The sequence below is a fragment of the Pseudomonas benzenivorans genome (genome assembly GCF_033547155.1).
GTDB classification, from domain to species: Bacteria; Pseudomonadota; Gammaproteobacteria; order Pseudomonadales; family Pseudomonadaceae; genus Aquipseudomonas; species Aquipseudomonas benzenivorans_B.
Window position 1 is genome coordinate 557,736 of record NZ_CP137892.1, and the last position, 20,712, is coordinate 578,447.

Below are 20,712 nucleotides of genomic sequence, written 5' to 3' on the forward strand. Positions count from 1 at the left end.
AAGGTCTGAACATGTCCGAGCGCCTGCCGCCGGCTATTTTCCTGATGGGGCCGACGGCTGCCGGCAAGACCGATCTGGCCCTGGAGCTGGCGCGGGTATTGCCGTGCGAGTTGATCAGCGTCGATTCGGCGCTGATCTATCGCGGCATGGATATCGGTACCGCCAAGCCCGACAAGGCCGTGCTGGCCGAGTTTCCCCACCGCCTGATCGATATCCGCGACCCGGCCGAGAGCTATTCGGCGGCCGAGTTCCGCGCCGACGCCCTGGCGGCGATGGCGCAGATCACCGCGCGCGGCCGTATTCCCCTGCTGGTCGGTGGCACCATGATGTATTACAAGGCGTTGCTGGAGGGGCTGGCCGACATGCCGAGCGCCGATCCGCAGCTGCGCGCCGAGCTGGAGGCGCGGGGGGCGGCCGAGGGCTGGGCGGCGCTGCATCGCGAGTTGCAGGCGGTGGATCCGCAATCGGCGGCGCGCATCCACCCCAATGATCCGCAGCGCTTGGTTCGGGCGTTGGAGGTCTACCGCCTCAGCGGATTGACGATGACGGCGCACCGTGAGCGCCAGGTCGCGGAAAATCCCGGTTCGGCGGCGAGGCAATTCCCCTATACTGTCGCCAGCCTGGCCATCGCCCCAGCGCAGCGTCAGGTTCTGCACGCCCGCATCGCGCAACGATTTCAGGCGATGCTGGAACAGGGCTTCGTCGACGAGGTCGAAGGCCTGCGGCGCAGGGGTGACTTGCACGTGGGGCTGCCGTCTATACGGTCGGTCGGCTATCGTCAGGTGTGGGACTATCTGGACGGCAACCTGAGCGAGGCGCAGATGCGTGAGCGCGGCATCATCGCCACGCGTCAGCTGGCCAAGCGACAGTTCACCTGGTTGCGCAGTTGGTCGGATGTGCACTGGCTCGATAGCCTGGACTGCGACAATCTGCCACGAGCCTTGAAATACCTGGCGACGGTCTCCATATTGGCCTAAGACCTTGCCGTGAGCCGTCTATCCTTGGGGGTAAGACGGCTTAAAGCCGTTTGTTGGTTTATTAAAATTATTGTTTTGACCTTAAAGGAGTGCGGCACATGTCAAAAGGGCATTCGCTACAAGACCCTTACCTCAATACCCTGCGAAAGGAACGCGTCCCGGTTTCCATCTATCTGGTCAACGGCATCAAGCTGCAGGGGCAGATCGAGTCCTTCGACCAGTTCGTGATTCTGCTGAAGAACACCGTGAGCCAGATGGTCTACAAGCACGCCATTTCCACCGTGGTGCCGAGCCGCCCGGTGCGTCTGCCGAGCGCTTCCGAATCCGAGCAGGCTGAAGCCGAGCCCGGTAACGCCTGACTAGGGGGCTGCATTGTTCTTCGAGCGCCATGAAGGGGGTGAACGGGCCATCCTGGTTCATCTGGAAGGCCAGGACTCTGAGGCGCGCGAAGATCCGCAAGAGTTTCAGGAGCTGGCCCTCTCGGCCGGCGCCGATGCGGTGGCCTTCCTCAGCGTGCCGAGCGGTCGGCTGACCGCGAAGTACCTGATCGGCAGCGGCAAGGTCGAGGAGTTGCGCGACCTGGTCAAGGCTGCCGAAGCCGACCTGGTGATCTTCAATCACGTCCTCACTCCCAGTCAGGAGCGTAACCTCGAGCGGGTCTTCGAGTGTCGTGTGCTCGACCGTACCGGGCTGATCCTGGATATCTTCGCCCAGCGCGCCCGCACTCACGAGGGCAAGCTGCAGGTCGAGCTGGCACAGCTGGACCACATGAGTACCCGGCTGGTGCGCGGCTGGACCCACCTGGAGCGGCAGAAGGGCGGTATCGGTCTGCGCGGCCCGGGGGAAACCCAGCTGGAGACCGACCGGCGCCTGTTGCGCGTGCGCATCCGCCAGATCAAGCAGAAGCTGGAGAAGGTGCGCAGCCAGCGCGAGCAGGCTCGCCGTGGGCGTCGGCGGGCGGACATCCCCTCGGTCTCCCTGGTCGGTTATACCAACGCCGGCAAGTCCACGCTGTTCAATGCCCTGACGACCTCCGAGGTCTACGCCGCCGACCAGCTGTTCGCCACCCTCGATCCGACCCTGCGCCGTCTGGAACTGGATGATCTGGGGCCGATCGTGCTGGCCGATACCGTGGGCTTCATCCGCCACCTGCCGCACAAGCTGGTCGAGGCCTTCCGGGCGACCCTGGAGGAGTCGAGCAACTCCGACCTGTTGCTGCATGTGATCGATGCCCATGAGCCCGAGCGCATGGCGCAGATCGAGCAGGTGGTGGCCGTGCTGGGCGAGATCGGTGCCCAGGAACTGCCTATGCTGGAGGTGTACAACAAGCTGGACCTGCTCGAAGGCGTAGAGCCGCAGATCCAGCGTGATGCCGACGGCCGGCCGCAGCGGGTCTGGCTGTCGGCGCGGGACGGGCGTGGCTTGGCGCTGCTCGAGCAGGCGATCGCCGAGCTGCTGGGCGATGATCTGTTCGTCGGCACCCTGTGCCTGCCTCAGCGACTGGGGCGCCTGCGCGCGCAGTTCTTCGCCCTGGGCGCGGTGCAGAGCGAGGGGCATGCCGAGGATGGCAGCAGTCTGCTGGCGGTGCGATTGCCGCGAGTGGAGCTCAATCGCCTGGTCAGTCGCGAGGGGTTGCAGCCAGTGGAGTTTCTCGAGCAACACACTTTGCAATAAAGCCTGCACCAGCGGCTTTGCCGCTGGTGGTGGGCATTGGGTAGCATTGGCCGACGCGCCGTGGGCGCGTCTTTGCTTTATCAGTATGGAGAGCGCTATGGCTTGGAATGAGCCGGGTGGCAACTCGAACAATCAGGATCCTTGGGGTGGGCGCCGAGGCGGCGACCGCAAGGGGCCGCCGGATCTCGACGAGGCCTTCCGCAAGCTGCAGGAGAGCCTCAACGGGCTGTTCGGCGGCGGCAAGAAACGTGGCGATGATGACGGCTCCGGCAAGAGCGGGGGCTTCGGCCTGCTGTTCGTCGGCCTCGGCTTGCTGGCGGTGGTCTGGCTGTACAGCGCGATCTACGTGGTCGACGAGCAGGAGCAGGCGGTGGTGCTGCGCTTCGGCAAGTACTACGAGACCGTCGGTCCGGGCCTGAACATCTATTTCCCGCCGATCGATCGCAAGTTCCAGGAGAACGTCACCCGCGAGCGAGCCTACAGCAAGCAGGGGCAGATGCTCACCGAGGACGAGAACATCATCGAAGTGCCGCTGACCGTGCAGTACAAGATCGGCAACCTGCAGGACTTCGTGCTCAACGTCGACCAGCCGGAGATCAGCCTGCAGCACGCGACCGACAGCGCCGTGCGCCATGTGGTCGGCTCCACCGAGATGGACCAGGTGCTGACCGAGGGGCGCGAGCTGCTGGCCAGCGAGGTCAAGGACCGTCTGCAGCGCTTCCTCGATACCTACCGCACCGGCATCCTGGTGACCCAGGTCAACGTGCAGAGCGCCGCCGCGCCGCGCGAGGTGCAGGAGGCCTTCGACGACGTGATCCGCGCCCGCGAGGACGAGCAGCGCGAGAAGAACCTGGCCGAGACTTACGCCAATGGCGTGGTGCCCGAGGCTCGCGGTCAGGCCCAGCGCATGATCGAGGACGCCAGCGGCTATCGCGATGAGGTGGTTTCCCGCGCCCAGGGTGAGGCCGATCGCTTCAGCAAGCTGGTGGCGGAGTACCGCAAGGCCCCGGAAGTCACGCGTGAGCGTCTGTATCTGGACACCATGCAGGAGCTGATGGGCAATACCAGCAAGGTCCTGGTCACGGGCGATAAGGGGCAGAACAACCTGCTCTATCTGCCGCTGGACAAGATGATCGACGGTCGCAGTAGTTCCGCGCCGAGCGCCATCTCCGGCGCCGCTGCCGGTGATCTCGGGGCGCGCATGAGCAGTAGTGGCCAGCGTCAGCCTGAGCTGCGTACTAGGGAGAGCCGTTGATGAGCAATAAATCGCTGATCGCCCTGATCGTCGGCGTGGTGCTGGCGATCGTCGCCTGGAACAGCTTCTATATCGTCGCTCAGACCGAGCGTGCGGTGCTGTTGCAGTTCGGTCGCATCGTCGAGCCCGACGTGCAACCGGGCCTGCATGTGAAGATTCCGTACGTCAATCAGGTGCGCAAGTTCGATGGCCGCCTGCTGACGCTCGACTCGAGCAGCTCGCGCTTCCTCACCCTGGAGAAGAAGGCGCTGATGGTCGACGCCTTCGCCAAGTGGCGGGTGCTCGATGCCGAGGCCTATTACACCGCCACCTCGGGCATCAAGCAGATCGCCGACGAGCGTCTGGCGCGGCGTCTGGAGGCTTCGCTGCGCGACCAATTCGGTAAGCGCACCCTGCACGAGTCGGTGTCGGGCGAGCGCGATGCGCTGATGGCCGACGTGACCGCCTCGCTGAACCGGGCTGCGCAGAGCGAGCTGGGCATCGAGGTGGTGGATGTACGGGTCAAGGCCATCGACCTGCCGAAGGAAGTCAACCGCAGCGTGTTCGATCGCATGAGCTCGGAGCGCGAGCGCGAGGCGCGGGAGCACCGCGCCAAGGGCAAGGAGCTGGCCGAGGGCATCCGCGCCGATGCCGATCGTCAGCGCCGGGTGCTGCTGGCCGAGGCCTACCGCCAGGCCGAAGAGCTGCGCGGTGAGGGTGATGCCCAGGCGGCCGCCATCTATGCCCAGGCCTACGGTCAGGATCAGGAGTTCTACTCCTTCTACCGTAGCCTGCGGGCCTACCGCGAAAGCTTCGCGGACAAGCGCGATGTGCTGGTGCTGGACCCCAAGAGCGACTTCTTCCGTTACCTGGAAAAGTCCAAGCAATGAGGCATGCCCCGACGGCCGCCAGCCGGTCGTCGGGGTGACCGCCGGGGAAAACGTGGTATGATGCGGCAGCCGGGAAAATCCCGGCTTTTTTGCGTCTGTGGGAATCATGTGGCAGGAACTGGGCGTCGCGATCTGTCTGTTGCTGGTGCTGGAAGGCATCCTGCCCTTCCTCTATCCGCGTCAATGGCGCGGAGCGGTCGCACAGCTGATACGGCTGTCGGACCGGCGACTGCGTCTGATGGGGCTGGCCAGCATGCTGCTGGGAACGGCTCTCCTTTATCTGCTTCACTGATGGCTTGTGCCGCCCGGATCGAGAGGGGAAAGGCGAAATGGCAACGGTAGACCGCTGGCTTCTGCCAGATGGCATCGAAGAAGTTCTGCCGCCGGAAGCGGCGCGCATCGAAGTGGCGCGGCGCCAGGTGCTGGATCTGTTCCAGCGCTGGGGCTATGAATTCGTGGTGACGCCGCATATCGAGTACCTGGAGTCGCTGCTCACCGGCGCCGGCCAGGATCTGGATCTGCGCACCTTCAAGGTGGTCGACCCGCTGTCGGGCCGGCAGATGGGCTTTCGTGCGGATATCACCCCGCAGGTGGCGCGCATCGACGCCCACACCCTGCGCCGCGAGGGGCCGAGCCGTCTGTGCTATGCCGGCAGCGTGCTGCATGCCCAGCCGCGGGCGCTGACCACTTCGCGCAGCCCGATCCAGTTGGGCGCCGAGCTGTACGGCGACGCCAGCCCGGCCAGCGATGTCGAGGTCATCAGCCTGCTGGTGGACATGCTCGAGCTGGCGGCGGTGCCGGACGTGCACATGGACCTCGGGCATGTCGGCATCTACCGGGGTCTGGCCCGTGCCGCCGGCCTGTCCGGCGAGGTCGAGCAGCAGTTGTTCGATGCGCTGCAGCGCAAGGCCATGGACGAGATCGCCGCGCTGACCGCGTCGCTGCCGGCGTCGCTGGGCAAGATGCTGCGCGCCCTGGCCGAGCTCTGCGGTGGTCGCGAGGTGCTGGACCTGGCCCAGGCGTGCCTGGTCGAGGCGCCGGGCGAGGTGCATGCCGCGCTGGACGAGCTGGTGGCGATCGCCGATGCATTGAGCCTGCGCTTCCCCGAGCTGCCGCTGTACTTCGACCTGGGCGAGCTGCGCGGCTACCACTATCACACCGGCGTGGTGTTCGCCGCGTTCGTGCCGGGCGTCGGCCAGTCGATCGCCCAGGGCGGCCGCTATGACGACATCGGCGCCGACTTCGGTCGGGCGCGGCCGGCCACGGGCTTCTCCACCGACCTGAAGACCCTGGTCGGCCTGGGACGGATGCAGCTCGGCGAGCAGCCGGCCGGCATCTGGGCGCCGGACAGTCATGATGTATACCTGTGGCAGGCGGTCCAGCGCCTGCGCGGCGAGGGCGCGCGCGTGGTACAGGCGCTGCCCGGGCAGGAATTGAGCGATGCGCAGGAGGCCGGCTGCGATCGCCAGCTGAAGCTGCGCGATGGCCGTTGGCAGGTGGCGCCGCTGGCGCCCTGAATCGTTTCCGCCGGTTGCGACCGGCATCAAGCTTGCGCGAAGAGGACAAGTGTTATGGGTAAGAATGTCGTAGTCCTGGGGACCCAGTGGGGCGATGAGGGCAAGGGCAAGATCGTCGACCTGCTGACCGAGCAGGCCGCCGCCGTGGTGCGTTACCAGGGTGGCCACAATGCCGGCCACACCCTGGTCATCAACGGCGAGAAGACCGTGCTCCACCTGATCCCTTCGGGCATCCTGCGCGAAGGCGTCGAGTGCCTGATCGGCAACGGCGTGGTGGTCGCCCCCGATGCGCTGCTGCGCGAAATCACCAAGCTGGAAGAGAAGGGCGTGCCGGTGCGTCAGCGCCTGCGCATCAGCCCGGCCTGCCCGCTGATCCTGTCCTACCACGTGGCCCTCGACCAGGCGCGCGAGAAGGCCCGTGGCGACGCCAAGATCGGCACCACCGGTCGCGGCATCGGCCCGGCCTACGAAGACAAGGTGGCGCGCCGCGGCCTGCGGGTCGGCGACCTGTTCCACCGCGAGCGCTTCGCCGCCAAGCTCGGCGAGTTGCTGGACTACCACAACTTCGTGCTGCAGAACTTCTACAAGGAGCCGGCCATCGACTTCCAGAAGACTCTGGACGAGTGCATGGAGTACGCCGAGCTGCTCAAGCCGATGATGGCCGATGTCACCGCGGTGCTGCACGAGCTGCGCCGCGCGGACAAGGACATCATGTTCGAGGGCGCCCAGGGCTCGCTGCTGGACATCGACCACGGCACCTATCCCTACGTGACCAGCTCCAACACCACCGCCGGCGGCATCGCCACCGGCTCGGGCTTCGGTCCGCTGTACCTGGACTATATCCTCGGCATCACCAAGGCCTACACCACCCGGGTCGGTTCCGGCCCGTTCCCCACCGAGTTGTTCGATGACGTCGGCGCCTTCCTCGCCAAGCGCGGCCACGAGTTCGGCGCCACCACCGGGCGCGCCCGCCGCTGCGGCTGGTTCGATGCGGTGATCCTGCGTCGCGCCATCGAGATCAACAGCATCTCCGGCCTGTGCCTGACCAAGCTGGATGTGCTCGACGGCCTGGAGACCATCCGTATCTGCACCGGCTACAAGGATGCCGAGGGCCAGGTGCTGGTCGACGCGCCCACCGATGCCGACAGCTACCTGGGTCTGCAGCCGGTGTACGAGGAGATGCCGGGCTGGAGCGAGTCCACCCTGGGCGCCAAGAGCCTGGACGAGCTGCCGGCCAATGCGCGCGCTTACATCAAGCGTGTCGAGGAGCTGGTCGGTGCGCCGATCGATATCATCTCCACCGGGCCGGATCGCAACGAGACCATCGTGCTGCGTCATCCGTTCGCCTGATAGCGCGCGTCGTTGTCTGCAAAGGGCCGCCTCGTGCGGCCCTTTGTCGTTTCCGCGAGCCGATATGCTGCGCGCTTTTCCGGATTCAATAATTTCCGCAAGTGGCCGTTACAGTCGTTACGGTCTGAGAAGGAGTCCTGCCCGTGTCCGTCATCGTCTTGTTGCTGCGTAGCCGCCTGCTGCGTCCGGTTTTCTTTGCCCTTGGGCTCGCCTTGCTGGCGCAGGTCGTGCTCGCGGTACTGCTGACGCGATCGACCGTGGAGGCGCTGGTGGATGACCTCGGGCAGCGGCTCGGGGAGGATGCTCAGGGGCTTGCGCTCGACCTCGAGGCGGCCGGGCGCGAGGTGCAGGGCGGCCTGGAGGGGCTCTCCGCGCGCATGCAGGGCAGTCTGACCGACGGCCTGAAGCAGCGCTTGAGCGCCGAGCAGGCCCAGTTGCGCGAGGTCCTGGGGCGCAATCTCCGCCAGTCGGCCGATGATCAGGCGCAGCTGCTCGCCGCGGTCGCACCCAAGGCCATCTGGGATAGCGATGTGCCGGCGCTGACCGAGCTGGTGCGCATGGCTCATCGCAACCCGGGCGTGTTGTTCGCCGTGTACCTGGATGCCCAGGGCGAGCGCCTGACCCGGCACGTCAACCGTCAGGATCCGCGAGTCAAGGCGTTGATCGCGCGCGGCGAGGGGCGCGGCACCCTGGACAAGCTGCTCAATGCCGCGGCAGGCGATCCGGGCGTGCATGTCAGCGAAGCCTCGATCAGCCCCATGGGGGCGGAAATCGGCAAGGTGCTGTTGGGGGTCTCCACCGTCGAGGTGGAGCAGGAGCTGTCGGCCCTGGACCAGCGTTTCGTCGCCCTGATCGGCAGCAGCGGTCAGTTGGTGTCCGATGGTCTGAGCCGTGCCGCGGCCGACAGCGGTTCGGCCCTGGCCGCGCGCCTGGGCAGTGCGCAACAGGTGGCGCAGAACATGAGCCAGAACAGCCGCCAGGCGATCGAGTCGGCCGCCGCCGAACTGCGCTGGAATATCGGTCTCGGGTTGGCCCTGGTCGGGCTGGGCATTCTTCTGGTGCTGGCCTTGGTGCTGGGGCGCCGGGTGGTCAGCAAGCTGCACACCCTGATCGGCGTGCTTAACGACTGGGCGGCGGGTGAAGGCGATTTGACCCGGCGGGTCGAGCTGGCCAGTCGCGACGAGATCGGCGACATGGTGGCGGCGGTCAATCGCTTCGTCGCCAAGCTGCAGCCGATCGTCCGCGAGGCGGGGGAGGTGGCGGTGCGCACCGGCCAGGAAATCGCCAGCCTGAGCGCGCGCAGCGCCGCGGCGGAGGCGGCGGCCGGGCGTCAGCGGGACGAAGTGGCCGGCAGCCTGCAGGCCCTGGCGCGGATGGCCGGCGAGGCGCAGGCGGAGAGCCAGGCCATGCAGGAGGCCCTGCAGCGGGTGGCGGCGATTCGCCAGGCGGCCGACGACAACGCGGCGATCGCCACTCGGGTCGGTGGCGCCATCGAAGAGCTGGTGGGGCGCGTGGGTGACGGCGCGGCGGTGATCGAACGCCTGGCACGGCAGAGCGAGCAGATCGAGGTGGTGCTGACGGTGATCCATGGTATCGCCGAGCAGACCAACCTGTTGGCGCTGAATGCGGCGATCGAGGCGGCGCGCGCTGGAGAGAGCGGTCGCGGCTTCGCCGTGGTGGCCGACGAGGTGCGCGCGCTGGCGAGCAAGACCCAGCAGTCGACCGGCGACATCCAGGCGCATATCGGCGCATTGCAGGAGGGCGCTCGCGAGGCGGTGGGGGTGATCGGCCAGGCCGGTCAGCAGGCCGACAAGGGGTTGTTGGCGTTGCGCGAGAGCGCCCGGGTGCAGCAGGCGGTGCAGGCGGCGGTGGAGGAGGTGCACGGCGCCATCAATACGGCGACGCAAGCGGCGGCGCATCAGGCCGAAGGTGCCGACGCGGTGCGTGGGCGGGTCGAGGTGATCCATGCCGAGGCGCGGCGCGCGGCCGAGGCGGTGGCGGCCACCGCGCAGAGCGGAAGGGTATTGGATGGTCTGGCGACGCAGCTCAAGGCCAGCCTGGGGCAGTTCCGCGTCTAGGTCGCGGCGGCGTCACTTCGGTGACGCCGTGGCGAGGCACAGTAAATCGCAGGCATAAAAAAACCGAGTCATCGACTCGGTTCTTTGGAATTTGGTGCCCAGGAGAAGACTCGAACTTCCACGATCTTGCGATCACTGATACCTGAAACCAGCGCGTCTACCAATTCCGCCACCTGGGCACAGCAACAATGTTCGTCGTTGCCGACACGGATCATTGTCTCCGTTTGTTACTCGCCGAGCCATAAGCTCGGTTTGAAATTGGTGCCCAGGAGAAGACTCGAACTTCCACGATCTTGCGATCACTGATACCTGAAACCAGCGCGTCTACCAATTCCGCCACCTGGGCACTGAAACCGATGATTGCTCATCTGCTTCGTGTTACAACGTCTGCTCGACGCTGTGGGCGCGAACTATACGGTCGCCCATGGGGCTTGTAAACCCCTAGGCGACAAGAAATTTTATTCTGCGCACCGGGCTGACCCGAACCCTGGTTTCGCGCTTCAATAGACATATGGCAAACCGACGTTATATAGAAAAGGTGAACTCCCTCTAATGGCCGATTGGCAATCCCTCGATCCCGAGGCCGCTCGTGAGGCGGAAAAATACGAAAACCCCATTCCCAGCCGCGAGCTGATTCTGCAGCACCTCGCCGAGCGCGGCTCCCCGGCCAATCGCGAACAGTTGCAGGACGAATTCGGCCTCGACAGCGATGAGCAGATCGAAGCCCTGCGCCGCCGCCTGCGCGCCATGGAGCGCGACGGCCAGCTGATCTACACCCGCCGCGGCACCTATGCCCCGGTGGACAAACTGGACCTGATCCTCGGCCGTATCAGCGGCCACCGCGACGGCTTCGGTTTCCTGATTCCCGACGACGGCAGTGACGACCTGTTCCTCAGTCCCGCGCAGATGCGCCTGGTGTTCGACGGCGACCGCGCCCTGGCGCGGGTCTCCGGCCTGGACCGGCGTGGTCGCCGCGAGGGCGCCATCGTCGAGGTGATTTCCCGGGCCCACGAGACCATAGTCGGCCGCTACTACGAGGAGAGCGGCATCGGCTTCGTAGTGGCCGACAACCCGAAGATCCAGCAGGAAGTGCTGGTCACCCCGGGGCGCAACGCCGGGGCCAAGCAGGGGCAGTTCGTCGAGGTGAAAATCACCCACTGGCCGACCCCGCGCTTCCAGCCCCAGGGCGACGTGCTCGAGGTGGTAGGCAACTACATGGCCCCGGGCATGGAGATCGACGTGGCGCTGCGCAGCTACGACATCCCGCATGTCTGGCCGGAGGCGGTGCTCAAGGAGGCGCGCAAGCTCAAGCCGGAGGTCGAGGAGAAGGACAAGGACAAGCGCATCGACCTGCGCCACCTGCCCTTCGTCACCATCGACGGCGAGGACGCCCGCGACTTCGACGACGCCGTGTACTGCGAGAAAAGCAGCAGCTGGCGGCTGTTCTCCGGCGGCTGGAAGCTCTACGTGGCCATCGCCGACGTCTCCCACTATGTGAAGGTGGATTCGGCCCTGGACGCCGAGGCTCAGGTGCGCGGCAACTCGGTGTACTTCCCCGAGCGGGTGATCCCGATGCTGCCGGAGGAGCTGTCCAACGGTCTGTGCTCGCTCAATCCGCAGGTCGACCGCCTGGCCATGGTCTGCGAGATCAGCATCTCCAAGACCGGCAAGATGACCGACTACTGCTTCTACGAGGCGGTGATCCACTCCCATGCACGGCTGACCTACAACAAGGTCAGCGCCATGCTCGAGCACCCCAAGAGCAGCGAGGGCAAGGGCCTGCGCGGCGAGTACAAGGAGGTGCTGCCGCACCTCAAGCAGCTCTACGCGCTGTATCAGGTGCTGCTGGCGGCTCGTCATGAGCGCGGCGCCATCGATTTCGAGACCCAGGAGACCCGCATCATCTTCGGTGCCGGGCGCAAGATCGCCGAGATCCGCCCGACCCAGCGCAACGACGCGCACAAGCTGATCGAGGAATGCATGCTGGCGGCCAACGTCGCCACCGCCGCCTTCATGCAGAAGCACGGCATCCCGGCGCTGTACCGGGTGCACGACGGCCCGCCGCCGGAGCGCCTGGAGAAGCTCAAGGCCTTCCTCACCGAGCTGGGCCTGTCGCTGCATCGCGGCAAGGCCAAGGAAGGACCGTCGCCCAAGGACTACCAGGCGCTGCTGGAGAGCATCCGCGGGCGCCCGGACTACCACCTGATCCAGACGGTGATGCTGCGCTCGCTGAGCCAGGCGGTGTACAGCGCCGACAACCAGGGCCACTTCGGCCTGAACTACGACGCCTACGCCCACTTCACCTCGCCGATCCGCCGCTATCCGGACCTGCTGATCCATCGGGCGATCCGCAGCGTGATCCGCTCCAAGCAGAACACCCCGCACGTCAAGCGGGCCGGTGCGGCGAGCATGCCCAAGGCACGCATCTATCCCTACGACGAGCCGGCCCTGGAGCAGCTCGGCGAGCAGTGCTCGATGTCCGAGCGGCGCGCCGACGAGGCGACCCGCGACGTGGTCAACTGGCTCAAGTGCGAGTTCATGCAGGACCGGGTCGGCGAGACCTTCCCGGGCGTGATCACCGCGGTGACCGGCTTCGGCCTGTTCGTCGAACTGACCGACATCTACGTCGAGGGGCTGGTGCATGTCACCGCGCTGCCGGGGGACTACTACCACTTCGATCCGGTGCACCACCGTCTGGCCGGCGAGCGCAGCGGGCGCAGCTTCCGTCTCGGCGACACGGTCGCGGTGAAGGTCATGCGGGTCGACCTGGACGAGCGCAAGATCGACTTCGAGCTGGCCCCGAGCGCCAGTCCGGAGCCGGCAGGGCGCTGGCGCGGCGGCTTCGAGTCCGCCCCCGCCAAGGGCGGTCGTCGCGGCGAGCGGGTGGCCGCGGGCAATACCGACGTCGAGAAGAGTCGCGAACTGAAGAAGGCCCTGCTGAGCGAGTCCAAGGCCAAGTCCGGCAAGGGGCGCGGCGGCAAGGCCGAGGCGGCCAAGGGCGGCAAGCCCAGCAAGCACCGCAAGGGGCCGCCGAAGGCGGAGACCGGCGGCACTGGCGGCGGGCCGCGCAAGCGTAAGGCGAAGTCATGAGCCAGTTGGAGAAGATCTACGGCGTGCATGCCGTGGAGGCGCTGCTGCGCCATCACCCCAAGCGGGTCAAGCAAGTCTGGCTGGCCGAGGGGCGCAGCGACCCGCGGGTGCAGGCCCTGGTCGAACTGGCGGCGCAGGCGCGGGTCAGCATCGGCCAGTGCGAGCGGCGCGAGATGGATGCCTGGGTCGAGGGTGTGCACCAGGGCGTGGTGGCGGATGTCAGCCCGAGTCAGGTGTGGGGCGAGGCGATGCTCGAGGAGTTGCTCGATCGCGCCGAGGGGCCGCCGCTGCTGCTGGTGCTCGATGGCGTGACCGATCCGCACAATCTCGGCGCCTGCCTGCGCACCGCCGATGCCGCCGGTGCCCTGGCGGTGATAGTGCCGAAGGACAAGTCGGCCACCCTCAACGCCACGGTGCGCAAGGTCGCCTGCGGCGCCGCCGAGGTGGTGCCCCTGGTGGCGGTGACCAACCTGGCGCGCAGCCTGGAGAAGCTCCAGCAGCGTGGCCTGTGGGTGGTCGGCACCGCCGGTGAGGCCGAGCAGGAGTTGTACCAGCAGGACCTGACCGGCCCCACCGTGTTGGTCATGGGCGCCGAGGGCAAGGGCATGCGCCGCCTGACCCGGGAGCACTGCGACTACCTGGTGCGACTGCCCATGGCCGGCAGCGTCAGCAGCCTGAACGTCTCGGTAGCCACCGGCGTCTGCCTGTTCGAGGCCCTGCGCCAGCGCCGGGGCAAGGCGCCGCAGGCCTGACGCCCGGGCGACCCCGCGTGTGCGGGGCGCTGCCGCCGGTGCTGCTCAAATAATCACCAGTTCGCCTTGCGTGTGGCAGGGGGCTTCTCTAGAATGGCGCCCCTTGTCGTCACGGCAGGCGCCTTCGTGCCTTCCCTTCGGCAAGACCCACAGAGTCATTCACTCCTTGCCTGACCGCGCCACGTGGCAGGCTACAACCCGTAAGGAGCATTTATGCGTCATTACGAAATCATCTTTCTGGTGCACCCGGACCAGAGCGAGCAAGTCGGCGGCATGGTCGAGCGTTACACCAAGCTGATCGAAGAAGACGGCGGCAAGATCCACCGCCTGGAAGACTGGGGCCGTCGTCAGCTGGCTTACGCCATCAACAACGTCCACAAGGCACACTACGTGATGCTCAACGTCGAGTGCACCGGCAAGGCCCTGGCCGAGCTGGAAGACAACTTCCGCTACAACGATGCCGTGATCCGTAACCTGGTCATCCGTCGCGACGAAGCCGTTACCGGTCAGTCCGAGATGCTCAAGGCCGAAGAAAACCGCAGTGAGCGCCGCGAGCGTCGCGACCGTCCTGAAAGCGCTGAGTCCAACGACAGCAGCGATGACAGCGACAGCAACGACAGCGACAACGCTGACGAGTAATTCACGGATCTATTGAGGAGCCAATCACATGGCACGTTTCTTCCGTCGTCGTAAATTCTGCCGTTTCACCGCAGAGAACGTGAAAGAGATCGATTTCAAGGATCTCAACACCCTGAAGGCCTACATCTCGGAAACCGGCAAGATCGTTCCTAGCCGCATCACCGGTACCAAGGCTCGTTATCAGCGTCAGCTGGCCACCGCTATCAAGCGCGCCCGCTTCCTGGCCCTGCTGCCCTACACCGACAGCCACGGCCGCTGAGACCGGATGCTCGACAAGTAGTAAGGGATAGATCGCATGCGTGCCTTGGCTGAATTCATCATGCGCGGCCGCATGCAGGCCACCCTGGTGGTGGTGGGTTCTGCGGCATTGCCGCTGCTGTTCTGGTTGAGTGCCGCCGCGGGAAGCCTGGTGCTTCTGCGGCGCGGTTCGAGCGATGCCCTGGGCATCCTCGCCTGGGCCCTGCTGCCGGCGATTGGCTGGTGGTATTTCGGTGAGCCGCGCACCCTGTTGGTGCTGCTCGGTGCGCTGGGGCTGGCGTTGTTGTTGCGCGCCGGTCAGTCCTGGAACCGTGTGCTGCTGTGCAGCGTGGCATTGGGCCTGGTGTATGGGCTGGTCTTGGGCGCGGTGTTCCGCGAGCCCATCGAGGCGATGGCGGGTGAGCTGCAGAAGCTCCTGCCGCAGATGCTCGATGGGGTCCACCAACAGATGACGGTGGACGAGCGAGCGCGCCTGGAGAGCCTGATCGCACCGGTGCTGACCGGATTGCTGGCGGCCTTGTTGCAGATCGTCAGCCTGCTGAGCCTGATGCTCGGGCGTTATTGGCAGGCGCTGTTGTACAACCCCGGTGGTTTCGGGCGCGAGTTTCGCGCCCTGCGACTGCCGCCGGCGCAGGCGATGTTGCTGCTGGTCGGCTTGCTGCTCGGTCCCAATCTGGGGCCGCAGCTGGCGATGCTGACGCCGCTGTGCAGCGTGCCGCTGGCGTTTGCCGGCATCGGCCTGTTGCACGGGCTGGTGGCGCAGGGGCGACTGGCGAAGTTCTGGCTGGTCGGGCTGTACATCACGCTGCTGTTGTTCATGCAGCTGACCTATCCGTTACTGGTGGTCTTGGCCATCGTCGACAGTCTGTTTGATTTTCGTGGTCGCTTCGCGCGCAAGCACGGCGCGGGGCCCACGGACGGTGAAGGTTAAAAGTTAAGAGGTAAGACCCAAATGGAAGTCATCCTGCTGGAAAAAATCGCCAATCTGGGCAACCTGGGCGACAAAGTGAACGTTAAGGCCGGTTACGGCCGTAACTTCCTGCTGCCGCAAGGCAAGGCCACCGCCGCTACCGCCGCGAACGTCGCCGCGTTCGAAGCGCGTCGCGCCGAGCTGGAGAAGCTGGCTGCCGAGAAGAAGGCCTCCGCCGAAACTCGCGCCGCTCAGCTGGCCGAGCTGGAAGTCACCATCACCGCTACCGCGGGCGATGAGGGCAAGCTGTTCGGTTCCATCGGCACCCACGACATCGCCGACGCCCTGACCGCCTCCGGCGTGGAAGTGGCCAAGGCCGAAGTGCGTCTGCCGAACGGCACCATTCGCCAGGTCGGCGAATACGACGTGGCCGTGCACCTGCACACCGACGTCGAAGCAACCGTCAAGGTTGTCGTAGTCGCCGCCTAAGGCATGCGACCAAGCGGGCTTGCGCTCAGGTGCAGGCTCGCTAACATCGGGCACGACATTGCGTAAGCGATGCCGTGCCCTTTGTTTTTCATCCCCAGAATTTCTGCCCAGAGCCCTATGAACGACATCAGCATTCCCGAGCAGTACGACCTGCAAACCTCCGCCCTGAAGGTGCCGCCGCACTCGATCGAGGCCGAGCAGGCCGTGCTCGGTGGCCTGATGCTGGATAACAATGCCTGGGAGCGGGTGCTCGACCAGGTCTCCGACGGCGACTTCTACCGCCACGACCACCGGCTGATCTTCCGCGCCATCTACAAGCTGGCCGAGCGCAACCAGCCGTTCGACGTGGTCACCCTGTCCGAGCAGTTGGACAAGGAGGGCCAGCTGTCCCAGGTCGGCGGCCTGGCCTACCTCGGCGAGCTGGCCAAGAACACCCCCTCGGTGGCCAACATCAAGGCCTATGCGCAAATCATCCGCGAGCGCGCCACCCTGCGCCAGCTGATCGGCATCAGCAGCGAGATCGCCGACAGTGCCTATGCCCCGGAAGGCCGCACCGGCGAGGAGATCCTCGACGAGGCCGAGCGGCTGATCTTCCAGATCGCCGAGGCGCGGCCGAAGACCGGCGGCCCGGTCGGGATCAACGACATCCTGGTCAAGGCCATCGACCGCATCGACCAGCTGTTCAATGCCGGCGATGCCATCACTGGCCTGTCCACCGGCTTCACCGACCTGGACAACCTGACCAGCGGCCTGCAGCCGGCCGACATGATCATCGTCGCCGGTCGTCCGTCCATGGGTAAGACCACCTTCGCCATGAACCTGGTGGAAAACGCCCTGATGCGCAGCGACAAGGCGGTGCTGGTGTACTCCCTGGAGATGCCCTCGGAATCCATCGTCATCCGTATGCTCGCCTCGCTGGGGCGCATCGACCAGACCAAGGTGCGCGCCGGTCGTCTGGACGACGACGACTGGCCGCGGCTGACCAGCGCGGTCAACCTGCTCAACGACCGCAAGCTGTTCATCGACGATACCGCGGGCATCTCGCCGAGCGAGATGCGTGCGCGTACCCGGCGCCTGGCCCGCGAGCACGGCGAGATCGGCCTGATCATGGTCGACTACCTGCAGCTGATGCAGATCCCCGGCTCCAGCGGCGACAGCCGGGTCAACGAGATCTCCGAGATCTCCCGCTCGCTCAAGGGCCTGGCCAAGGAGTTCAACTGCCCGGTGATCGCCCTGTCCCAGCTCAACCGCGGCCTCGAACAGCGGCCCAACAAGCGCCCGATCAACTCCGACCTGCGCGAGTCCGGGGCGATCGAGCAGGACGCCGACATCATCCTGTTCGTCTATCGCGACGAGGTCTATCACCCGGAGACCGAGTACAAGGGCGTGGCCGAGATCATCATCGGCAAGCAACGTAACGGCCCCTTGGGGACCGCGCGCCTGGCCTTCCTCGGCAAATACTCGCGTTTCGAGAACCTGGCGCCGGGCAGCTACCAGTTCGACGACGAATAAGCGCCCGAACTCAGGACCTGTAGTCGGGGGCGAGCGCGCCCTTGCCCAGGTAGGGGGCGAGGTAGTCCGCCAGGCGCTGGCCCTCTGCGGTCTCGAAGGTTTCCTCGGTGTCGTTGAGCTGTTCCACCCGGTCGATGCGGAAGTTGCGAAAGTCATTGCGCAACTCGCACCAGCTGCACAGGGTCCAGGTCTGGCCCCAGAAGAACAGGCCCAGGGGCCAGATGCGGCGCAGGCTGGCCTGACCGTTTTCGTCACGGTAGCCGAGCTGCAGTTTGCGCCGCTGACGTATCGCCTGGCGCACCTGCGCGAGCCAGTGCACCGGGTAACGATTCACCTCGGGGGCGAATAGCTGGTTGCGGTTGAATTCGTCGCGCAGGGCGTTGGGCAGTACGCCGTGGATCTTCGCCAGGGCCGATTCGGCGGCCCGGCGCAGTTGCGGGTCGGCCCAGGCCTTGACCATCTGCGCGCCGATCAGCAGGGCCTCGATCTCCTCGCGCTCGAACATCAGCGGCGGCAGGTCCATGGGCTGGCGCAGCACATAGCCGACCCCGGCTTCGCCCTCCAGCGGCACGCCGGAAAGCGACAGGTCCTGGATATCCCGATAGATGGTGCGCACCGACACCTGCAGGCGCTCGGCCAGCCACTGGGCGGTGGTCAGCCGGCGGCTGCGCAGGAACTGCACGATCTGAAACAGACGGTCGGCGCGCCTCATGACCCTTCCCTGATAAAAGGGCTGGCCGGCCTCTGGGAGGACGACCAGCAGGTGCGAGGTGGCTTTAGGACATGCTGTGCAGGCCCACCTCATTGCCTTCGCTGTCTTTTATCACAGCGATAAAGCCATGGGGGGCGATGGACATCTTGCCCTGGATAATCACCCCGCCCGCGGCCGGCACCCGGTTCACCACGGCATCCAATTGCCCTTCCACGTTCAGGTAGACACGAGTGCCGCCTACGCCGCTCTGCTGTTCGGCCGAGTGGCTCAGGCAGCCGCCCACACCACTTTCCGGGACATGGGGGAACAGGGCCATGCGGCCGCCCATACCCTCGATCACCTCCAGCGACCTGGCCAGGATCCGCTCATAGAATTTGTGGGCACGTTCGAAGTCGTCGGCGAACAGTTCGAACCAGTTAAGTGCATTCATCTTCTCTCTCCTTGAATGGCGGTGATGTCAGCAGGTCGACGCCAGGGGGCGGCGTGCTTCAACCTGCCGAGGCCACTCTAGGCCAGGGCTGCTGACAGCCTGCTGTCAGTAGCCCGCGGCCCCGCCGACTACTGCCAATGGCGACCTGCGCCGGGCCTATGGCCGGCGCAGGCTCCTTGGGCCGGCGGATAAGGCGGACGAGCCTGGGCGCTTAGCCCAGGCCGCTCGGTATGTTCAGCACGTCCAGCTGCAGGCGGGCGCTGCTGCTCAGCTCGCCGTCTTCGCCGCACACCGCCGAGCCCGAGCGGCCACGGGCCTTGACCTTGTAGAGCATTTCGTCGGCGGCCTTGTACAGGCTGGTGAAGGTGCTGGCGTGCTGTGGATAGAGCGCCCCGCCGATGCTGATGGTCACGTTCAGGGGCGCGGCGCCATACAGTACCGGCTGCGCCAGGGCCACCAGCAGGCGCCCGGCGATCTCCCGGGCATGCAGCTCGGCATCCGGGCCGCAGATCAGGACGGCAAATTCATCGCCGCCCAGGCGCGCCACGGTATCGCCTGCGCGCACCTGTTCACGCAGGCGCTGGGCGATGATCTGCAGCATCAGATCACCGGCGTCGTGGCCGAACCTGTCGTTGATCGGCTTGAAGTGGTCGAGGTCGATCAGCAGCAGGGCTACGGCCTCCCCATGGCGCTCGGCGCTGGCCAGGGCCGAGCCGGTGCGCTCGACCAGATAGCGGCGATTGGGCAGCTCGGTCAGCGGGTCGTGGAAGGCGGCATGCTGCAACTCCTGCTCCCGTAGCTGCAGGCGCGCGTTGGCCGCCGCCAGTTCGGCGGTGCGGCGCGCCACGGCGCTCTGCAGTTCGTCCGCATTGGCCTGGGCCAGCGCCAGGCGGGCGGTCTTCTCGCGGTCCGCCTGGCGCAGGGCCACGTTTTTTTCCCGCTTGAGCAACTGGATGCGATAGGCCAGGGCGAAGGAGAACAGGATGGACTCGGCGGCGACCGCCAGGGGAAAGACGTAGGCGTTGAGCGCCGAGGGCTGCAGCACGCCGGTGGCGCGCAGCAGCAGGATGCCGATGCTGCCGAGCACCAGGCCGTAACCGCAGAGGTACAGCAGGGCGGGGAAGAAGCCCTGGCGCCAGCGGATCAGGGCGCTGCCGAGCGCCGCGGGGATGCTGGTCAGCGACAGCAGGGCGATGATCCAGGCCGCCGGGCCGCGCAGGCCGAGGGCGGTCAGGGCGATGGCCGCGACATAGACCAGGCAGGCCATGCTCAGCAGCCAGTGGGCCCAGGGCACATGGCGCCGGGTCTGCAGCAGGGTCTGGGTGAAACGGCTGGCGCACAGGCCCCAGAGGGAGGGCAGGGTGATGCGGTCCAGCCAGAATGGTACGGCCTGGCCGGGCCACAGGTACTGAGCGCCGTGGCCGGTCATGCTGAGGATGAACACCAGGGCGAAGCCGGTGGTCAGCACGTACCAGAAGTAGGCGCTGTCGCGCAGGCTGAAGAGGATGAACAGGTTGTACAGCAGCAGGGCCAGGATCACCCCGTAGATCAGGCCCAGGCCGAGGTTCTCCCGGGCGGCGACGCGGTCGAGCTCCGCCACTTGCCAGACGCGCAGGGGAAAGGAGTTGCCGGCCGGGTCGTAGGTGCGCAGGTAGAGGGTCAGCGGCTGTTCGCTCACCGGCGGCAGGCGGAACAGCGCGCGTCGGTAGGGGTGGTCGCGCCCGGCGGCGAAGCTCGCCCGTTCGCCCGCTTGACGTCCATGCCAGCCGCCCTGGCCGTCGGGGAGAAACAGCTGCAGGTCCAGCAGGGTCACCGCGCCGACTTCCAGCCACCAGTGATGCGGCGCATCGTGGCTGCGCATCAGCTCCAGCTTGATCCACCAGGGGTTGCGGCTCTGGCCGACGCTGGCGCGGCCGTCGGCGGGGCGAAAGCGGGTCTGTACGGCGGGGTCGGCCATGTCGCCGATGCTCAGCTGGGCACCGGTATCCTCCAGTAGTTCGACATGCCGGTTGAGTGAGGCGCCGCTGCTGTCGCTGCCCAGCACCATGGGTGAAGCCCAGGCGCCGCCGGCCACGGCCAGCAGCAGGATGAATGAGGAGATCAACTGCCGCACCGCAAACCCCCTGTCCCGGCTCAGGTTGCGCCGGTGTCTTTTGGCCGCAGTATAGCCGTAAGCCATTGGCGCAAGCATGCAGAGGGT

At 66.2% G+C, this 20,712-nt stretch carries 19 protein-coding genes, 2 tRNA genes and 1 pseudogene; 17 read left to right on the top strand and 5 right to left on the bottom strand.

What is annotated here, in order from left to right; translation table 11 throughout:
- The first annotated feature begins 11 nt into the window (after nucleotides 1–11).
- From miaA to SBP02_RS20835, 10 genes and pseudogenes are all read left to right on the top strand, one after another.
- Nucleotides 12–977, top strand: coding sequence for a tRNA (adenosine(37)-N6)-dimethylallyltransferase MiaA (gene miaA, locus SBP02_RS02600; protein ID WP_318644865.1), 966 nt, complete (start codon nucleotides 12–14; stop codon nucleotides 975–977).
- A 98-nt stretch (nucleotides 978–1,075) separates the two neighbouring features.
- Nucleotides 1,076–1,336, top strand: coding sequence for an RNA chaperone Hfq (gene hfq / locus SBP02_RS02605; protein ID WP_213639519.1), 261 nt, complete (start codon nucleotides 1,076–1,078; stop codon nucleotides 1,334–1,336).
- 13 nt (nucleotides 1,337–1,349) lie between these two features.
- Nucleotides 1,350–2,651, top strand: coding sequence for a ribosome rescue GTPase HflX (hflX, locus tag SBP02_RS02610; protein WP_318644866.1), 1,302 nt, complete (start codon nucleotides 1,350–1,352; stop codon nucleotides 2,649–2,651).
- A 97-nt stretch (nucleotides 2,652–2,748) separates the two neighbouring features.
- Nucleotides 2,749–3,906, top strand: coding sequence for an FtsH protease activity modulator HflK (hflK, locus tag SBP02_RS02615; RefSeq protein WP_318644867.1), 1,158 nt, complete (start codon nucleotides 2,749–2,751; stop codon nucleotides 3,904–3,906).
- A complete protein-coding gene (gene hflC / locus SBP02_RS02620; protein ID WP_318644868.1) occupies nucleotides 3,906–4,775 on the top strand; it encodes a protease modulator HflC in 870 nt (289 codons plus the stop codon). Before hflK ends, hflC begins: the two co-directional genes overlap by 1 nt.
- 106 nt (nucleotides 4,776–4,881) lie before the next feature.
- Nucleotides 4,882–5,067, top strand: a complete 186-nt coding sequence (locus SBP02_RS02625) for a DUF2065 domain-containing protein (RefSeq protein ID WP_213639515.1) — start codon at nucleotides 4,882–4,884, stop codon at nucleotides 5,065–5,067.
- Nucleotides 5,068–5,104: 37 nt separating this feature from the next.
- Nucleotides 5,105–6,292, top strand: coding sequence for an ATP phosphoribosyltransferase regulatory subunit (locus tag SBP02_RS02630; protein ID WP_318644869.1), 1,188 nt, complete (start codon nucleotides 5,105–5,107; stop codon nucleotides 6,290–6,292).
- A gap of 54 nt (nucleotides 6,293–6,346) precedes the next feature.
- Nucleotides 6,347–7,642 (top strand): adenylosuccinate synthase, encoded by a 1,296-nt coding sequence (locus tag SBP02_RS02635; RefSeq protein ID WP_318644870.1) that lies wholly within the window; start codon nucleotides 6,347–6,349, stop codon nucleotides 7,640–7,642.
- A 959-nt stretch (nucleotides 7,643–8,601) separates the two neighbouring features.
- A pseudogene (locus SBP02_RS20830) lies at nucleotides 8,602–8,862 on the top strand (HAMP domain-containing protein); the annotation flags it as partial.
- Nucleotides 8,836–9,720, top strand: coding sequence for a methyl-accepting chemotaxis protein (locus SBP02_RS20835; protein WP_404824378.1), 885 nt, complete (start codon nucleotides 8,836–8,838; stop codon nucleotides 9,718–9,720). The pseudogene SBP02_RS20830 and the gene SBP02_RS20835, both read left to right, overlap by 27 nt.
- A 92-nt stretch (nucleotides 9,721–9,812) precedes the next feature.
- On the opposite strand, the gene SBP02_RS02645 is transcribed toward SBP02_RS20835, so the two are convergent.
- Both SBP02_RS02645 and SBP02_RS02650 read right to left on the bottom strand, forming a co-directional pair.
- Nucleotides 9,813–9,899: transfer RNA gene (locus tag SBP02_RS02645), tRNA-Leu, on the bottom strand.
- 80 nt (nucleotides 9,900–9,979) lie between these two features.
- Nucleotides 9,980–10,066: transfer RNA gene (locus SBP02_RS02650), tRNA-Leu, on the bottom strand.
- Between the two features lie 206 nt (nucleotides 10,067–10,272).
- Between SBP02_RS02650 and rnr the strand changes: the two genes are divergently transcribed.
- The 7 genes from rnr to dnaB all read left to right on the top strand — a co-directional run bounded on the left by rnr (nucleotide 10,273) and on the right by dnaB (nucleotide 17,370).
- Nucleotides 10,273–12,810 (top strand): ribonuclease R, encoded by a 2,538-nt coding sequence (gene rnr, locus SBP02_RS02655; protein WP_318644872.1) that lies wholly within the window; start codon nucleotides 10,273–10,275, stop codon nucleotides 12,808–12,810.
- The gene (gene rlmB / locus SBP02_RS02660) at nucleotides 12,807–13,562 is read left to right on the top strand and encodes a 23S rRNA (guanosine(2251)-2'-O)-methyltransferase RlmB (protein WP_318644873.1); all 756 of its coding nucleotides are present in this window, start codon (nucleotides 12,807–12,809) and stop codon (nucleotides 13,560–13,562) included. Before rnr ends, rlmB begins: the two co-directional genes overlap by 4 nt.
- Before the next feature lie 213 nt (nucleotides 13,563–13,775).
- Complete coding sequence (rpsF, locus tag SBP02_RS02665; protein ID WP_318644874.1) at nucleotides 13,776–14,201, top strand: 30S ribosomal protein S6; 426 nt, start codon at nucleotides 13,776–13,778, stop codon at nucleotides 14,199–14,201.
- 28 nt (nucleotides 14,202–14,229) lie between these two features.
- On the top strand, nucleotides 14,230–14,460 hold the full coding sequence (gene rpsR, locus SBP02_RS02670) for a 30S ribosomal protein S18 (protein ID WP_213639508.1): 231 nt from the start codon (nucleotides 14,230–14,232) through the stop codon (nucleotides 14,458–14,460).
- Nucleotides 14,461–14,496: 36 nt separating this feature from the next.
- Entirely contained in the window at nucleotides 14,497–15,390 is an 894-nt protein-coding gene (locus SBP02_RS02675; RefSeq protein WP_318644875.1) for a hypothetical protein, read from the top strand.
- A gap of 21 nt (nucleotides 15,391–15,411) precedes the next feature.
- Nucleotides 15,412–15,858, top strand: coding sequence for a 50S ribosomal protein L9 (gene rplI, locus SBP02_RS02680; RefSeq protein WP_213639506.1), 447 nt, complete (start codon nucleotides 15,412–15,414; stop codon nucleotides 15,856–15,858).
- Nucleotides 15,859–15,975: 117 nt separating this feature from the next.
- On the top strand, nucleotides 15,976–17,370 hold the full coding sequence (dnaB, locus tag SBP02_RS02685) for a replicative DNA helicase (protein WP_318644876.1): 1,395 nt from the start codon (nucleotides 15,976–15,978) through the stop codon (nucleotides 17,368–17,370).
- A gap of 10 nt (nucleotides 17,371–17,380) precedes the next feature.
- Here dnaB and SBP02_RS02690 read toward each other — a convergent pair whose 3' ends face one another.
- From SBP02_RS02690 to SBP02_RS02700, 3 genes are all read right to left on the bottom strand, one after another.
- Entirely contained in the window at nucleotides 17,381–18,082 is a 702-nt protein-coding gene (locus tag SBP02_RS02690) for a helix-turn-helix transcriptional regulator (protein WP_318644877.1), read from the bottom strand.
- A gap of 64 nt (nucleotides 18,083–18,146) precedes the next feature.
- Entirely contained in the window at nucleotides 18,147–18,512 is a 366-nt protein-coding gene (locus SBP02_RS02695; RefSeq protein WP_318644878.1) for a VOC family protein, read from the bottom strand.
- A 211-nt stretch (nucleotides 18,513–18,723) separates the two neighbouring features.
- The gene (locus SBP02_RS02700; protein WP_404824353.1) at nucleotides 18,724–20,625 is read right to left on the bottom strand and encodes a diguanylate cyclase domain-containing protein; all 1,902 of its coding nucleotides are present in this window, start codon (nucleotides 20,623–20,625) and stop codon (nucleotides 18,724–18,726) included.
- Nucleotides 20,626–20,712: the final 87 nt, after the last annotated feature.

Bases quoted from the DNA above. Each gene is read 5' to 3' on its own strand.
- SBP02_RS02625 (WP_213639515.1), top strand. From the start codon at position 4,882: ATGTGGCAGGAACTGGGCGTCGCGATCTGTCTGTTGCTGGTGCTGGAA.
- dnaB (WP_318644876.1), top strand. From the start codon at position 15,976: ATGAACGACATCAGCATTCCCGAGCAGTACGACCTGCAAACCTCCGCC.
- rlmB (WP_318644873.1), top strand. From the start codon at position 12,807: ATGAGCCAGTTGGAGAAGATCTACGGCGTGCATGCCGTGGAGGCGCTG.
- hflC (WP_318644868.1), top strand. From the start codon at position 3,906: ATGAGCAATAAATCGCTGATCGCCCTGATCGTCGGCGTGGTGCTGGCG.
- hfq (WP_213639519.1), top strand. From the start codon at position 1,076: ATGTCAAAAGGGCATTCGCTACAAGACCCTTACCTCAATACCCTGCGA.
- SBP02_RS20835 (WP_404824378.1), top strand. From the start codon at position 8,836: ATGGTGGCGGCGGTCAATCGCTTCGTCGCCAAGCTGCAGCCGATCGTC.
- hflK (WP_318644867.1), top strand. From the start codon at position 2,749: ATGGCTTGGAATGAGCCGGGTGGCAACTCGAACAATCAGGATCCTTGG.
- SBP02_RS02695 (WP_318644878.1), bottom strand. From the start codon at position 18,512: ATGAATGCACTTAACTGGTTCGAACTGTTCGCCGACGACTTCGAACGT.
- SBP02_RS02635 (WP_318644870.1), top strand. From the start codon at position 6,347: ATGGGTAAGAATGTCGTAGTCCTGGGGACCCAGTGGGGCGATGAGGGC.
- rpsR (WP_213639508.1), top strand. From the start codon at position 14,230: ATGGCACGTTTCTTCCGTCGTCGTAAATTCTGCCGTTTCACCGCAGAG.
- rplI (WP_213639506.1), top strand. From the start codon at position 15,412: ATGGAAGTCATCCTGCTGGAAAAAATCGCCAATCTGGGCAACCTGGGC.
- SBP02_RS02630 (WP_318644869.1), top strand. From the start codon at position 5,105: ATGGCAACGGTAGACCGCTGGCTTCTGCCAGATGGCATCGAAGAAGTT.
- miaA (WP_318644865.1), top strand. From the start codon at position 12: ATGTCCGAGCGCCTGCCGCCGGCTATTTTCCTGATGGGGCCGACGGCT.
- rnr (WP_318644872.1), top strand. From the start codon at position 10,273: ATGGCCGATTGGCAATCCCTCGATCCCGAGGCCGCTCGTGAGGCGGAA.
- rpsF (WP_318644874.1), top strand. From the start codon at position 13,776: ATGCGTCATTACGAAATCATCTTTCTGGTGCACCCGGACCAGAGCGAG.
- SBP02_RS02690 (WP_318644877.1), bottom strand. From the start codon at position 18,082: ATGAGGCGCGCCGACCGTCTGTTTCAGATCGTGCAGTTCCTGCGCAGC.
- SBP02_RS02675 (WP_318644875.1), top strand. From the start codon at position 14,497: ATGCGTGCCTTGGCTGAATTCATCATGCGCGGCCGCATGCAGGCCACC.